Origin of the sequence: Algoriphagus formosus, from assembly GCF_002807035.1 — a bacterium.
Taxonomy (GTDB): domain Bacteria; phylum Bacteroidota; class Bacteroidia; order Cytophagales; family Cyclobacteriaceae; genus Algoriphagus; species Algoriphagus formosus.
Map to the genome: position 1 here is coordinate 1,328,394 of NZ_NIUC01000002.1, position 13,868 is coordinate 1,342,261.

Annotated in this window: 16 protein-coding genes and 1 pseudogene; 10 read left to right on the plus strand and 7 right to left on the minus strand. The window is 42.7% G+C overall.

What is annotated here, in order from left to right:
* Positions 1–181: 181 nt before the first annotated feature.
* Together CDH51_RS12065 and pdhA are read right to left on the minus strand one after the other, a co-directional pair.
* Positions 182–895, minus strand: a complete 714-nt coding sequence (locus CDH51_RS12065) for a tetratricopeptide repeat protein (RefSeq protein ID WP_100628795.1) — start codon at positions 893–895, stop codon at positions 182–184.
* Between the two features lie 111 nt (positions 896–1,006).
* On the minus strand, positions 1,007–2,026 hold the full coding sequence (gene pdhA / locus CDH51_RS12070) for a pyruvate dehydrogenase (acetyl-transferring) E1 component subunit alpha (protein ID WP_024284118.1): 1,020 nt from the start codon (positions 2,024–2,026) through the stop codon (positions 1,007–1,009).
* Positions 2,027–2,116: 90 nt separating this feature from the next.
* Between pdhA and recF the strand changes: the two genes are divergently transcribed.
* The gene (recF, locus tag CDH51_RS12075) at positions 2,117–3,220 is read left to right on the plus strand and encodes a DNA replication/repair protein RecF (RefSeq protein ID WP_100628796.1); all 1,104 of its coding nucleotides are present in this window, start codon (positions 2,117–2,119) and stop codon (positions 3,218–3,220) included.
* A gap of 25 nt (positions 3,221–3,245) precedes the next feature.
* On the opposite strand, the gene CDH51_RS12080 is transcribed toward recF, so the two are convergent.
* Entirely contained in the window at positions 3,246–4,151 is a 906-nt protein-coding gene (locus tag CDH51_RS12080) for a nucleotidyltransferase family protein (RefSeq protein ID WP_100628797.1), read from the minus strand.
* Between the two features lie 283 nt (positions 4,152–4,434).
* Between CDH51_RS12080 and CDH51_RS12085 the strand changes: the two genes are divergently transcribed.
* The 6 genes from CDH51_RS12085 (at position 4,435) to CDH51_RS12105 (ending at position 9,074) form a co-directional block, all read left to right on the plus strand.
* Entirely contained in the window at positions 4,435–4,773 is a 339-nt protein-coding gene (locus tag CDH51_RS12085) for a P-II family nitrogen regulator (protein WP_024284113.1), read from the plus strand.
* Between the two features lie 33 nt (positions 4,774–4,806).
* Positions 4,807–6,036, plus strand: coding sequence for an ammonium transporter (locus tag CDH51_RS12090; protein ID WP_100628798.1), 1,230 nt, complete (start codon positions 4,807–4,809; stop codon positions 6,034–6,036).
* A gap of 233 nt (positions 6,037–6,269) precedes the next feature.
* The gene (locus tag CDH51_RS20070) at positions 6,270–6,440 is read left to right on the plus strand and encodes a hypothetical protein (protein ID WP_157807100.1); all 171 of its coding nucleotides are present in this window, start codon (positions 6,270–6,272) and stop codon (positions 6,438–6,440) included.
* Positions 6,441–6,445: 5 nt separating this feature from the next.
* Entirely contained in the window at positions 6,446–6,823 is a 378-nt protein-coding gene (locus CDH51_RS12095; RefSeq protein ID WP_262494518.1) for a type II toxin-antitoxin system VapC family toxin, read from the plus strand.
* A 209-nt stretch (positions 6,824–7,032) separates the two neighbouring features.
* Positions 7,033–8,376, plus strand: a complete 1,344-nt coding sequence (dgt, locus tag CDH51_RS12100) for a dGTP triphosphohydrolase (RefSeq protein ID WP_100629431.1) — start codon at positions 7,033–7,035, stop codon at positions 8,374–8,376.
* 32 nt (positions 8,377–8,408) lie between these two features.
* A complete protein-coding gene (locus CDH51_RS12105; RefSeq protein WP_026948114.1) occupies positions 8,409–9,074 on the plus strand; it encodes a heme exporter protein CcmB in 666 nt (221 codons plus the stop codon).
* A 100-nt stretch (positions 9,075–9,174) separates the two neighbouring features.
* Here CDH51_RS12105 and CDH51_RS12110 read toward each other — a convergent pair whose 3' ends face one another.
* Together CDH51_RS12110 and CDH51_RS12115 are read right to left on the minus strand one after the other, a co-directional pair.
* Positions 9,175–9,816: a hypothetical protein gene (locus CDH51_RS12110; protein WP_100628800.1), complete on the minus strand. Its 642-nt coding sequence runs from the start codon at positions 9,814–9,816 to the stop codon at positions 9,175–9,177.
* Positions 9,800–10,294, minus strand: coding sequence for an RNA polymerase sigma factor (locus CDH51_RS12115; protein ID WP_100628801.1), 495 nt, complete (start codon positions 10,292–10,294; stop codon positions 9,800–9,802). Before CDH51_RS12115 ends, CDH51_RS12110 begins: the two co-directional genes overlap by 17 nt.
* Positions 10,295–10,567: 273 nt before the next feature.
* On the opposite strand from CDH51_RS12115, the gene CDH51_RS12120 reads away from it, so the two are divergent.
* From CDH51_RS12120 to CDH51_RS12130, 3 genes are all read left to right on the plus strand, one after another.
* A complete protein-coding gene (locus tag CDH51_RS12120; protein WP_157807101.1) occupies positions 10,568–11,380 on the plus strand; it encodes a LytR/AlgR family response regulator transcription factor in 813 nt (270 codons plus the stop codon).
* Between the two features lie 134 nt (positions 11,381–11,514).
* Positions 11,515–12,177, plus strand: a complete 663-nt coding sequence (locus CDH51_RS12125) for a DUF2306 domain-containing protein (protein WP_100628803.1) — start codon at positions 11,515–11,517, stop codon at positions 12,175–12,177.
* An 80-nt stretch (positions 12,178–12,257) separates the two neighbouring features.
* Positions 12,258–13,106 (plus strand): carboxypeptidase-like regulatory domain-containing protein, encoded by an 849-nt coding sequence (locus CDH51_RS12130; RefSeq protein WP_100628804.1) that lies wholly within the window; start codon positions 12,258–12,260, stop codon positions 13,104–13,106.
* 148 nt (positions 13,107–13,254) lie between these two features.
* Here CDH51_RS12130 and CDH51_RS12135 read toward each other — a convergent pair whose 3' ends face one another.
* Both CDH51_RS12135 and CDH51_RS20315 read right to left on the minus strand, forming a co-directional pair.
* Positions 13,255–13,593: an RNA polymerase sigma factor gene (locus CDH51_RS12135; RefSeq protein ID WP_232724833.1), complete on the minus strand. Its 339-nt coding sequence runs from the start codon at positions 13,591–13,593 to the stop codon at positions 13,255–13,257.
* Positions 13,594–13,598: 5 nt separating this feature from the next.
* Positions 13,599–13,733 (minus strand): annotated as a pseudogene (locus tag CDH51_RS20315) (sigma factor); the annotation flags it as partial.
* Positions 13,734–13,868: the final 135 nt, after the last annotated feature.

Sequence of the window (13,868 nt, forward strand, 5' to 3'; positions counted from 1 at the left end):
AGAATTGTTCATGTGTTTATAATTTGATTTTCAAAGGCCACATGGAATCTTTGACGATTAAAATAATCATTTCCCTGTTTGTTTAATGATGATTTTAATCGTGTCGATTTCATTTGGGTAAAAACAAAAAAGAGTAAGACCCGCAGGACCTTACTCTTCTAAAATGCTATGTACTAAAGCATTACTTAGCGGCAAGGCCTTCTAAGCGTGCTTTGTGTTTTCGAGCAAAAGAATACTCATAAGACTCGTAGTACTTAGTTTCGATTTCATCATAGGAAGCGATCGCATCTTCGATACGTCCCGCCTCTTCGTATGCGATAGCAAGTTTGTAGAGGTATTTCGGCGTGAAATAATCGTTTTCCTTGTAGGAAGCCGCTTTTTCATAGTTTGAAATAGCCTGATCCAAATTGTCACTTTCCAAATGAGCATCACCTAGAAGGGAATAAGCTTTGGCCTGTACCAAGTAGTCATCAGAAGAAAACTTCTCTAAATATTCGATTGCTTCTCCAAAGTTTTTCTCAGAAAGGTAAATCGAACCGATGTAGAAGTTAGCCAAATTAGCGGCATCCGTACGTGGATACTCATCGACGATTTCTAGGAAACCTGCATTGATTCCATCACCATTCAGTGCAAAATCAATACTGTCTTGCTCGTAGAAATAGACAGCCTGAAACATCTCTGCCTGTGCTTCCTTATTTTTATTTTCATTGTTGATCTGGAAAAATAAAATTCCTCCGATCAAAATGATGGCAGCGATCAAAACGCCACCCAATACTTTGCTATTCTGCTTCAGAAAAGCTTCACCACGACCAAGTCGCTCTGCCAATACTTCTGGATTCTCCAGCAAGTCGTTTGGATCCTGTTGTGCTGCTTTTCCGGATTTAGTTTTTGCCATGTTACTCAATTTTCGAGTCGCAAATATACGGTTTTTATGATTTAGACAAAGCCAAATAAAAAAGCCATGATTTTATTAATAATCACGGCTTTCAATGACTTGATGATTCGATTATTCCATTACAAAAGGATAGTCTTCCTGCACATAGACATCCTGGAAGGCTACTTCCCCTTCAGGCCATGGAGACTCCTCTGCAAACTTGACGGCGTCAGTTACTTTCTTTTTAACCCGAGCATTGATTTCGGATATTTCATCCTCGGTCATGATTTTGTTGTCCTGAATCGTCTTTAAAACCTGCTCGATCGGGTCTTTCATTTTATATTCTTCCACTTCCTCTTTGGTGCGATACTTCTGAGGATCAGACATGGAGTGACCTTTGAATCGATAAGTTCTGAATTCCAAAAGCGTAGGACCATCACCTTTTCTAGCTCGCTCAGCTGCTTCAGCCACTGCTTCGTGAATGGCTTCTACATTCATCCCATCGACTGGGAAAGAAGGGATGTCATAGGCCTCACCAAGTTGATAAAGCTCAGTGACATTGGAAGTACGGGCTACTGAAGTACCCATCGCATAGCCATTGTTTTCAATGACAAAAATGACTGGGCTCTTATAGATCATGGCAAGGTTGAGCGCTTCGTGAAAAGCCCCCTGTCTTACTGCACCATCACCCATTTTACAAATACAGACGTTTTGAGTGCCTTTATATTTTTCAGCAAAGCCAATTCCCAAGCCCATCGGAACTTGTGCGCCTACAATCCCATGGCCTCCCATGAAGTTTCGCTCCTTGTCAAAGATGTGCATGGACCCACCTTTTCCTTTAGTGGTTCCGGTGATTTTTCCAAAAAGCTCAGCCATCACTGCACCCGGATCGGTACCGAGTCCTAGTGGATGGGCATGACAGCGATAGGCGGTGATCCATTTGTCATCCTTAGTCAAGGCAGTGATAGCACCTGATGCACAGGCTTCCTGACCGATGTATAGGTGACAGAATCCACGGATTTTCTGCTGACCATAGAGCTGACCTGCTTTTTCCTCAAACCTTCGCATCAAAAGCATGCTTTCATACCAGTAGGCATAGGTTTCCTTGGAATATTTCACTTTTGACTTACTTGCTGTCGTTCTCTTTGCCATATCGTACTATTAAAATATGCTAATTTAGGCCCCAAATATAACCAACCTCTCCTAAAATTAAGGCTGTCGCCAAAATAATTCCCTAGACCCATGTACCTAAAGTCCCTGGAACTCTTACAATTCAAAAACCATGAGAAAACCCGGCTGGACTTTTCCCCTCAGATTAATTGCTTTACTGGCCTCAACGGAAGCGGCAAGACCAATGTTTTGGATGGGATTCATTACCTCTCCCTTACCAAAAGTGCGGTCCAATCGAGCGATTCGCTGAATGTTCGGCATGATCAGGGCTTTTTTGCGATCAAAGGGCAATTTGAAATTCAAGAAAAGCCACTGGAGGTCAGATGCACCTTTGAACTCGGAAAAAAGAAGCAAATCTGGCAAAATGGGAAAACGCTTGACAAAACCTCTGAGCATGTAGGGCTAATTCCCTTGGTGTTGATTGCCCCTGATGATACCGAATTGATCAAAGGAGGGAGTGAAGGTCGTCGGAAGTTTTTTGATGGATTACTTTCCCAACTCGATCGGCAGTACCTGAATAAACTCATTCGCTATCATCATTTTCTGAAGCAGCGAAATGCTCTTTTGAAGCAATTTGCCGAGACGGGAAGAAGAGATATGACCTTATTGGGAAGCTATGACGAGGAAATGATCCGTTTGAGCCAGGAGCTGGCGCAAAGAAGGTCCCAACTCATGGAGGAAGTGGCGCCCATGCTTCAGGCGCATTATGAAGAAATCTCTCAGGGTCAGGAGAAAGTAACCATTCAGTATCAGACCGAGGCACTTCGGGAGGATTTTGGAGATTATTTTATGAGTCTTCGCAAGAAGGATCAGATCACTAAAAACTCCAATGCTGGCGTCCATAAAGATGACTACAATTTCCTGATTGGAGATCACCCCATCCGGAAGATTGGCAGTCAGGGACAGCAGAAGTCCTTCATTATCGCTTTGAAACTGGCCCAATTTCAGATTTTCGAAAAAGACCGGGGGGAGAAGCCTTTATTATTGTTGGATGATATTTTTGACAAGCTGGATGATACCCGTATCGCCCAATTGATGCAGCTGATCTCACGCCACACCTTTGGGCAAATCTTTCTGACCGATGCCCGACCCGAGCGATCGCATGCCATCCTCACGCAATTGGATTCCGAGGTCTTTTTCTTTGGGGTGGAAATGGGGAAGGTGGAAAGGGAATAAAAAAAGAGGCTTCAGCCTCTTTTCATTATTTCCACAAATCTCCAGGGTATTCCCCGGTTTCGTGTAGCTTTTTCAATGCCTCGATGACCACCGGCTTGTCTTCGGTGTAGGTCACACCAAACCAGGTTTTGCCACCGGGAAGAATCTCGAACGCCGCTTTTCCAGATTGAATCAGGTTATTGGCTACCGTTGGGATATAAAATTCCGATTTGAGGTTTTCGAGATTGGCGGGGAGAAATTCCTTCCACATTTGCTCGATATCCCCAAACACATCCGGATGAAAACCCCAAAAATTCATAGAGACAGGCGTGTTTTCTGCAATTTCGATCACTTCGCCCTCTCCCCGACTGAGAATTTGCCCTCCTTCTCTTGCGATGGAGGTTCGCTCAGTCATTCCGATCAGTTGCCCCTTTTCATTGGTTTTGCAGACTCCACGGCTGACGGTTCCGTTTTCGGAAAGCACATTTTGTATGGCATAGCCAACCATGGCATGTAGATCCGGACGAACCTCCGTGGAGAGGAATTTGCCTAAGACCTCAAATGCTTCTTTTCCGTAAAAATCATCCGCATTGATCACCGCAAAAGGCTCCTTCACGGCATCTTTGGCACAAAGAACGGCGTGGGCGGTACCGAAGGGTTTTACTCGGTCTGCTTGCTTCAATTCTGCAGGCACAAAGCTATCCAAGGATTGAATCACCCAATCCACTTCTATTTTGCCCTCCAATTTTGGAAGGAATTTTTCTTTGGCCACCTCCAAGATTTCCTCTCGAACGATGAAAACTACTTTTCCAAAGCCTGCCCGAATCGCATCAAAAATGGAATATTCTAAAATAGTTTCTCCACTGGGACCAAAGCCGTCAATCTGCTTATTGCCACCATATCGGCTGCCCATTCCTGCTGCTAGTACTACTAAAGTTGGTTTCTGAGTCATATCCTTTTTTCACTGATAAAAAACGCTGCAAAATTAAGCGAATTGCCGGGGAGCACAAGGTAAGAAGGAATTGATTTGTTGTGATCGAGCTTTATTTTTAACCTTATGTCTTTAGAAATACTGATTAATTTTTATTGAAAGGATAAAATTGAAACCAGAATTGGCTTTTTAAATAAAAAATTTTTGAATAGGGGATAAAAAATAAACCGATTTTTGATTTTTATTTAATTTTTGAATTACTTTCATGCCAAATTCCTAAAGAACCTCAAAACCTATTGTGAAAATGAAAAAAATAGAAGCGATCATCCGGACTTCCCGCTTCGAAGAGATTCATAATTGTCTCTCGGGCTTAGGAGTCAAATTCCTTTCTTTTTACGAAATCAAAGGGATGGGCTTTGAGCACGCACGCCAAGAAATGTATCGCGGTGTGGCTTACGAACCTGCTTACATTCCGAGAACAAAGCTAGAACTCATCGTACCGGATGAACTCAAGGATGGGGTCATTCAATGTATTCTCCGGGAAGGAAAAACCGGGGAAATCGGGGATGGAAAAATCTTTGTCTTCGATGTATTGGAGGCCTATCGAATCCGAAATAATGACACAGGCGAAAGCGCCCTTTAAGCATCTCAAACCTATCTGAATCTTCTCAAACCTATGCAAGAATTATTTACCGTCAACAATCTATGGATGATGATGGCCACGATTCTGGTTTTCATCATGCACTTGGGTTTCGCCAGCTTGGAAGCCGGACTGACCCGAGCAAAGAATACTGTCAACATCCTCTTTAAAAACACCATCATTCCTGCCATCGGCCTACTTACTTATGCCTTGGTGGGTTTTAATCTGATGTATCCCGGAGCCGGTTTTGAAGGCTCAGTCTTTGGCTTTGCAGGCTTTGGCCTCAGTCTGCCAGAAGGCTGGGACTCTTCAAACTATAATATCGGCTACACCTATTACACCGACTTCATTTTCCAAGCTATGTTTGCTGCTACAGCAGCGACGATTGTATCCGGAGCTGTAGCTGAGCGAATCAAATTAGGACCTTTTATCTTCTTTTCCATTTTGTATGTAGCAATCTGCTATCCTATTGTAGGAATGTGGAAATGGGGTGGAGGTTTTTTAAATACTTTGGACACTCCTTTTTATGACTTAGCCGGATCCACCATTGTCCATTCTGTGGGAGGTTGGGGAGCTTTGATTGGAGCTTCATTGCTTGGTCCAAGGGTTGGAAAATATACAGAAAAAGGCATGAGCGCCATGCCGGGCCATAATTTACCATTAGCCACCTTTGGGGTGTTTTTGCTTTGGTTTGGCTGGTTTGGTTTCAATGGCGGTTCGGTGCTGAGTGCAGACCCAGGTGCTGTTTCTAAAGTATTTGTGACGACTTCTATTGCAGCAGCTTCCGGAGCTTTTGGGGCTTTGTTGATTTCCTACCTTTTGTTCAAGTCATACGATATCACCATGGTTCTCAATGGGATTTTGGGTGGCCTGGTGGGAATCACTGCCGGTGCTGATCAAATGGGTGTAGGTGAATCATCCATCATTGGTTTTATAGCAGGTGGCTTGATTGTACTTGCTGTTGTTTTCTTTGATAAAGTGAAGGTGGATGACCCCGTTGGGGCGATTTCCGTTCACTTGGTTGGAGGTATTTGGGGAACCCTAGCAGTTGGAATATTTGGCGATCTGGCAGGCTGGGATCAATTCCTTTCTCAACTTACTGGTGTTGGAGCAGTCGGATTATTCTGCGTGCTGTTTTCAGGGTTGATTTTGTACACGCTGAAGCGAACAGTGGGAATTCGAGTAGATCAACGAGAGGAAGTTGAAGGCCTTGATATCAATGAACACGGAATGCGTGCCTACCCTGATTTTGCCAGCAAGGATTAATCTATCCCTGATTCGTCATCGGAAACTGACAAATAGGACGCAAGAGCCCATTTGTCAGTTTTTTTATTCAAAGCATATTTTCTCTATCTAATTTATTTAGCGAGTAATTAGAATTTTTTAAATAGAGTCCCAAATCTTCTACCCAATTATTTCCGTACATTTATTTAATGGACGCAGTTGATAAAAAAATACTGAATAACATATTTAGTTTGCTTGACAGGCTCAACTTACAAATGAAGTTAAGTCTTATTGATTTACTTTCAGAATCTGTGAAAACCCGTAGCTCTTCAAAGTCCAAAATGAAAACGGCATTTGGTGCATGGGAATCTGATGAATCAGCAGAAGATTTGATTGAAACAATTCGTACAAGCAGAAATACCAACCGGCAGATTGAACAGTTTTGAAATTTTTGATAGATACCAACATATGTATTTATTACATGAAGGGTCGATTTGGATTGGATGAGAAATTTGAATCGTTACCGCCTGGTTCTCTTTTTATCTCTGAAATAACGCTTGCAGAACTTAAATATGGTGTTGCAAATAGTTCTTCTCCAGAACGAAATAGTAAAACTCTTTCCAATTTTCTGACAGGAATACAAATTCTTCCAATATTCGATGCTTTAGACACATTTGCCAATGAAAAGGCTCGGCTTAAAAGAGCTGGTCAGCCGATTGATGATTTTGATTTGTTAATAGGCTCTTCTGCTATTGCGAACGGATTGGTTTTGGTTACTAATAATGAAAAACACTTCGATCGTCTTATTGGAATTAAATTGGAAAACTAGGCAAAATAGTTAGTCCTTGAACAGTAGTTTCTTTGAAGACCTAGATACTATAAGCCATACCTCCAAAATTGATTTCCTAAATCAAAAAATCTACATAATTATTCTTGAAACCGTCTAGATATTTTTCGAGGCGGTTTTTTGTTGCAATCACTCACGATTATCCCAGAAAACCCGTGGATTCTTTCCAAGGCTTCTTAATTTTGGGCATGATGAAATGGGAACGCCTCCTGAGCCGGGGCAGATTTGGAGAAAAACCGGGGTTTATCCCCACACAAGCTGCAAGAAGTGAATTTGAGGTGGATTATGACCGAATTATTTTTTCGGCGCCATTCCGCAACCTGCAGGACAAAACACAGGTCTTTCCCTTGCCAGAGCAAGCATTTGTTCATACCCGACTGACGCACAGCCTGGAAGTCTCATCTGTCGGCCGATCATTGGGAAAAGCCGCTGGAGAGTTTCTTTTGGAGAAATATCCTTCTCTTTCTCAATCAGGAATTTCGGCTTCCGAAATCGGCGGTGTCGTAGCGGCCGCGGCACTAACACATGATATCGGAAATCCTCCTTTTGGTCATGCTGGTGAAGAAGCCATCTCGGATTTTTTCAAATTTCATCCCGCCGGATTATCCTGGCAGAAACATCTCCGTCCCGAGCAATGGATAGACCTTTGTCAGTTTGAAGGAAATGCACAAGGCTTCCGTATGCTGGTATCCAAGCAATACGGTTTGAAACTGACCTATGCGACTTTGGCTGCTTTTACGAAGTATCCACGGCCAAGTCAGATTGCTCATCGGGACATTGCTCGAAGAAGTCAGAAGAAATTTGGCTTTTTCATCAATCAGTTGGCAGACTTTGAGCAGATGACTGATTTTCTGGGAATAGAAAAGTCCAGCGATGAATGTTGGCTTCGCCATCCTTTGGCTTTTTTGGTAGAGGCAGCGGATGATATTTGCTACTCCATTATTGACTTGGAAGATGGCTGCACCATGGGCTTGGTGAGTTTTGAGGAGACTGTTAAGCTTCTTCAGCCCATTTTAGGGGAAAAATTTGATGCCAAAAAACTGGAGAACCGCACCCAATCTCAAAATCTAGGCGCTTTGCGTGCTTTGGCAATTGGTGCTTTGATTCAGCAGACGGTAGAGGCTTTTGCCCAATATGAGGAAAGCATGTGCAAAGGGAATTTTGACAAGGCCCTGACCGATGTGATTCCTGCAGCCAAAGCGCTTCAAGCCATTACAGATTTGTCCGTTCAGAAGATCTATCGCTCCAAATTAGTTTTGGAAAAAGAAGCGGCAGGCTTTCAGGTACTCGAAGGACTTTTGGAGGTTTTTGGACAGGCCTTGTACCACAAATTTTACGCACCAACCCGATTCTCCGGTCAGGATAAGAGTATTTTAAGATTGCTCCCAGAGGACTTCCCGCTGAAAGGTTGGGGAGAAGAGGTGAATCCTTATCCATTACTTAGAGCACTTATCGATTACATCTCTGGGATGACGGACAAGTATGCGCTCAATCTGTACCGACGTGTAAAAGGGATCTCCTTTCCTGGAGTGTAAGGAGTTTCGGCCTTAGCCCCTATCTTTGAGCCATGTGGAAAGAAATCTCCGTTCTCATTCGCAAAGAAATCACCTTAGAGTGGCGTCAAAAGTACGCGCTCAACGGGATTTTACTTTACGTGGTATCGGCAGTTTTTATCACCTACCTTTCTGTGGGAGCCAAAATGGGAAACCTTTCCATTCCTACCTGGAATGCACTCTACTGGATCATCATGCTTTTTTCGGCGGTGAATGCTGTTGCCAAAAGCTTTGTGCAAGAGCATCAGGGGCGACAACTTTACTACTACATGATCGCTTCACCGGAGGCCGTCATTCTTTCGAAAATTATCTATAATACCGGTTTGACGCTGATTTTGGCGCTTTTAGGCTATGGGGTTTTTTCGGTGATCTTGGGCAACCCAGTTCAGGATCATGGACTCTTTCTGCTGAATTTGGTACTGGGCGCCATGGGTTTTTCGGCGAGCTTGACCATGGTCTCAGGAATTGCCTCCAAGGCGGGCAATAATGCGACTTTGATGGCTATTTTGAGTTTTCCCGTCATTATCCCGATTTTACTGATGGCTATCCGCATTTCCAAAAATGCCTTGGACGGGCTGGATTGGTCTGTTTCGGTGGATAAGTTGATAGCCTTGGCAGCGATCAATGCCATCGTAGCGGCAGCGGGTTATATTCTGTTTCCGTATTTGTGGAGAAGCTAGGGTTTTGGTCTTGGGATCATAGAATTTTTTAATGCAAAAAAGCCCACATTCTAAATGTGAGCTTTTCTAAAAGAATTTTATTGCTCCTTTATCGGTTCAATTATTTCGTTGTTCTCAGTTCCTCCATTTCTTGCAGGGCTTCATCGAGTTTTCCCATAATTTTTCCATACATCAGCTCGACATCCTCCCGGTGTATTCGCTTTGCAAAAAAGCCCATAGCTATAGCGCCTCCGATAACGAGCAGCGTGGTGGGCACATGCATTCCAAAAATCAAATTGCTTGAGTTTTCTGCTACTTTCTCACGGATGGGTTCCAGTAGATCTGAAAACCAAAGACCAAAATAGAAAGTCAAAATAAAAACTGGATAGACGATGCGGTAAAGGCTACCGTATTTCTCGATGGACTGCTGTATCCATTCTCTGAATGAACTCAAATATTCAAAGCTACTTTGTCCCTTGTCCAGCTGCTTCAATCCATCCGAATCTAACTTGGCGGAATAAGCCACAGCCAATAGTGTGATAAATATAATCAAGCCAGCTAGCCCTGCCCCTGCTCCGAAGGATGCGATTAGAATCAAGCTTGCACCGATGATTATACCCCAAATGTTGATTTTAAACATGCGCTGAAACTTCTCCACCAAGTGGATAGATTTTCGGTTGTAGAGGTCGTTGACCTTTGGTGCTATCAAGGCCTCCTGCTTTAGGAAGCCATCTTTCCAGATTTGTTCAATTGACTTTTCCATCTAATTTCTTTTTTAGTCGTTCTTTAATTCGTTTGATTCTTACCCCGATATTATTGGGGTTTGTTCCCATGATTTGGGCGATTTCCTGATAAGACTTTTCTTCCAAATAGAGGAGGATCACAGCGCGATCAATTTCTGAGAGTTCCCGGATGGCAGCGTAAAGCTGATTTAGCGATTCATCTGAGATTGACGGTGCATTCTCCTCCTTTTGATCCCCCGGGCTGAGCTCACTGCTTTCATACTTTTTCTGCTTTTTGCTTTTCCGCATGAGAGTTAAGCATACATTCAAAGTCAGCCGATAAACCCAAGTGGACCATTCAGACTGATCTTGAAAGCGATCCTTACTTTTCCAGATTTGCAGGCAGACTTCCTGGTAGTAATCCTCAAAATCCTCTTCGGTGTCTGTGTAGGCTCGACAGATTTTGATGATGATCCCAGCGTAAGGCAAAATGGACGATTTGTAGAAGTCTCTGCTCAAGTGGTCTTTTATTAGGTTAGTGGTGGTTTTTGGAGATTATTACACTCAAGGTTGATTTTTTTTCGGAAGTCGAGAAATTTCACGGGATGGTTACTTAAGCCTACAATCCATCCCTCCCGGTTTATCTTTTCCCAAATGGCTTAAACTTGGATTTGATCCCGTCTTTCTTTCCTGGCCATTCCACTAGAGCTGTATTTTAGCTATATTGACCAAGTCGCTATGTGGTTAGTCCAGCTGTTTAAACAACCCTATCCTATCAATTCATTCAGGAAGATGACCTGGCTGGCTGCCATTGTGTCCGTTTTTGTGTTTTTGTTTTTATCTTTTTTTCAGCCCTTTGGATTAGTCTCGGATACCTGGGTAGCTCTTTTGAAAGTAACCTCGATGTATGGATTGATAACCTTTTTCACCATGGTTTTGACCACATTGGGTATCCGGTCTCTTTTTCCGAATTATTTCCTGGAGAAAAATTGGGTTTTTGGTCGCGAACTCCTCATCACCTTGCTTTACTTTTTTCTTATTGGGGGAGTTAATACACTTTATTCCAACTATCAATTTGCTATCGGACTCAACTTAAAGGGGTTTTTATGGTTTCAGTTTTATACTCTGGGAGTAGGTATTTTTCCGATCCTTTTTTTTATGATGTTCAAGTACAACCGATTATTGAGCAAAAACAGCAAAACCGCCAATGATCTTTCTGGAAGTCTTTCCAAATCCATAAAATCGGGAAATTCGAATCTGCACACCAAAATCCAAATCCACTCCGAGCTTAAGAAAGACGATCTTGAAATCTTTGCCGAGGATTTGATTTATGCAGAAACAGCAGACAATTACATAGCCATACATCATCTTCATAATGGAGAGCTCCAAAAATCCATGGTCAGAAGTACTTTAGGGAGACTCGAAACTGATGTGGCGGACTATCCGCATTTGGTAAGATGTCACCGTGCTTTTCTGGTGAATCTGGATTTTTTAGAAAGTTTTAAGGGAAATGCACAAGGCCTGCAACTCAAGCTTAAATCTATTTCAAATGAAATTCCAGTTTCCCGAAATCGGGTGGGAAAAATCAAAGAATTGCTTGATTAGACCTTGTCATTTGGCACCAAATGCTTGGTCATTTAGCCCAAGGATTGCTATTTGTCCCAAATTCCTGCCCTCTGCCCCTGTTATTTTTTCGTGATCGGAACCCGTCATAAGTTTATCAAAAAACAACGGGACTTATGCTTTACCAATCCATTCTTATCCTTCATGTCGTCACGGGCTTTTTTGCCCTTCTATTCGGAGCTTTGGCTATTGCTTCTCGAAAGGGACAAAAAAATCACCTGAAAACTGGCAAAGCATACGTGCTTTTGATGTATTCGGTGGGTTTCTCCGCCATAGCCATGACCCTTCTGAAAACTAATCCCTTTCTCTTTACCGTCGGGGTCTTTACCTTGTACCTGACCTATACGGGACAGCGATCAATCTTTTATTTTCGGTTGAAAGAAGACTACCGCAACAGTTGGAAAGACCTAGTACCCATACTTTTTGCCTTGGTCATAGCTGCTGGTATGATCCTTCAACCAATCTTCCGGATGCTGGAATCCCAGTCCTTATTTGTTTCTGTAATGGGAGTATTCGGTGTTTTTTTGATAGGTTTTGCGATAGGTGATTTGCGGCTGGTGATCAAGAATCCTACTTTCAAACCCAATAAGAAGTCCTGGCTTATTCAGCATATCGGAAGAATAGGAGGGGCCTATATTGCTACCTTGACCGCTTTTTTGGTCACCAATCTGCATTTCAATCTGGGTTGGATCATTTGGCTTGCACCTACCCTCATTGGGTCATTTCTTTTGGCAAAAGTCTCCAGAGATTGGAAGAAAAAGTTGAAAATTCAACCCTAAAGCCCCCTGACTACCTCTACAGGGTATAAAGTCTGCGTTTGCCAAAATCATCCTTCATTCATCCAAAAAATCAACTCATTATGAAGTGTTTCTTTCTAACCTATTCCATTTGCCTACTTTCACTTTTCGTCCATGGGGAAATCGTGCTAGTCGGTAAGGTAACTAACGAACTGGACGAGCCTATTTCTTTTGCGAGTGTTGGTTTTGTGGATACTTCTATCGGTACGGTGTCCAATGTGGAAGGAGAATTCATCCTTTTCCTCCAGGAAATCCCTCCCTCAAATTCGATATTGCGTATTTCTTCCATGGGATTTGAACCAATGGAAAAAGGCCTGACTGAGGTGGACTTGGGTGTGCCTCTACATTTTCAGCTTAAGGAAAACACCTTTTCACTCGATGAGGTGATCGTGAAATCCGGAGCTCTGGAGACTATTGAACACGGGAATTCAGACGAAAAAACGGCCATAAAAACCAATCTGGCTATCAGTGATCAACCCAATATGAATCTCGGGGCTGAAATCGGTCGGAAATTCAGACTGAGTGATAAGCCTAATTATCTTTCCAAACTTAAATTTCATCTGGCCTACAATAATTTCGACACGCTGTTGATTCGGGTAAATTTTTATCAGTTGGAATCTGGAAAGCTTACCCAAATCCAGCAAGCCAAACCCATCATCAGAAAGATTGTAAACCAAAAAAGCGGATGGGTGATCTTGGATTTAGAAGAAGAAAATCAGGTCTTGAGGGGTACTGTTGTCGCTAGCATAGAGTGGATAGGAGCTAGTAAGGTCGGCAATACCTTTGCATTGAATGTATCCATGCCTGCACTTTTTCAAACGCACTATTACAAATATGGCGCACAAAATAGGTGGAAAGTGTACCCTAACATGTCTTCCTCTATGATTCTGTCGGTACAAGTCGAGAACTAGATGTTATGGCTTTAAAACCTGAAATTTTGAACCAGTAAGCTGTCTGATTTTCCTAAATGAAACCTCCATTTGCCTTGTTTTTTTAAATAGGGGTGAGAGATTTAATAATTCTACGCGTTGGCAAAAAAGCCTTACTTTTCAGGGTTGTTTATCCATTGGAAAGCCAGCTCAAAGGCCTCCAAATATCCTTTGGCTGCCCATTCAGATTTGATGGAATCTCCGCTCCCTTCTCGATATTATTCGGGTTTGTTCCCATGATTTGGGCGATTTCCTGATAGGACTTTTCTTCCAAATACAGCAGGATCACAGCGCGATCAATTTCTGAGAGTTCCCGGATGGCAGTGTAAAGCTGATTTAGGGATTCATCTGAGATTGACGCTGCATTCTCCTCCTTTTGATCCCCCGGGCTGAGCTCATTGCTTTCATACTTTTTTTGCTTTTCCGCATGAGAGTTAAGCAAACATTCAAAGTCAGCCGATAAACCCAGGTAGACCATTCAGACTGATCTTGAAAGCGATCCTTACTTTTCCAGATTTGCAGGCAGACTTCCTGGTAGTAATCCTCAAAATCCTCTTCGGTGTCTGTGTAGGCTCGACAGATTTTAATGATGATCCCAGCGTAAGGCAAAATAGACTATTTGTAGAAGGCTCTGCTCAAGTGGTCTTTTATTAGGTTAGTGGTGGTTTTTGGAGATTATTACACTCAAGGTTAATTTTTTTTCAGAAGTCGAGAAATTTCACGGGATGGTTTAGACTGTAAATG

Coding starts and splice junctions, on each gene's coding strand:
- CDH51_RS12110 (WP_100628800.1), bottom strand. CDS start 9,816: ATGGAAAAGTCAATTGAACAAATCTGGAAAGATGGCTTCCTAAAGCAG.
- CDH51_RS12105 (WP_026948114.1), top strand. CDS start 8,409: ATGTGGAAAGAAATCTCCGTTCTCATTCGCAAAGAAATCACCTTAGAG.
- dgt (WP_100629431.1), top strand. CDS start 7,033: ATGAAATGGGAACGCCTCCTGAGCCGGGGCAGATTTGGAGAAAAACCG.
- pdhA (WP_024284118.1), bottom strand. CDS start 2,026: ATGGCAAAGAGAACGACAGCAAGTAAGTCAAAAGTGAAATATTCCAAG.
- recF (WP_100628796.1), top strand. CDS start 2,117: ATGTACCTAAAGTCCCTGGAACTCTTACAATTCAAAAACCATGAGAAA.
- CDH51_RS12120 (WP_157807101.1), top strand. CDS start 10,568: ATGACCTGGCTGGCTGCCATTGTGTCCGTTTTTGTGTTTTTGTTTTTA.
- CDH51_RS12090 (WP_100628798.1), top strand. CDS start 4,807: ATGCAAGAATTATTTACCGTCAACAATCTATGGATGATGATGGCCACG.
- CDH51_RS12080 (WP_100628797.1), bottom strand. CDS start 4,151: ATGACTCAGAAACCAACTTTAGTAGTACTAGCAGCAGGAATGGGCAGC.
- CDH51_RS12130 (WP_100628804.1), top strand. CDS start 12,258: ATGAAGTGTTTCTTTCTAACCTATTCCATTTGCCTACTTTCACTTTTC.
- CDH51_RS12125 (WP_100628803.1), top strand. CDS start 11,515: ATGCTTTACCAATCCATTCTTATCCTTCATGTCGTCACGGGCTTTTTT.
- CDH51_RS12065 (WP_100628795.1), bottom strand. CDS start 895: ATGGCAAAAACTAAATCCGGAAAAGCAGCACAACAGGATCCAAACGAC.
- CDH51_RS12085 (WP_024284113.1), top strand. CDS start 4,435: ATGAAAAAAATAGAAGCGATCATCCGGACTTCCCGCTTCGAAGAGATT.
- CDH51_RS20070 (WP_157807100.1), top strand. CDS start 6,270: ATGAAGTTAAGTCTTATTGATTTACTTTCAGAATCTGTGAAAACCCGT.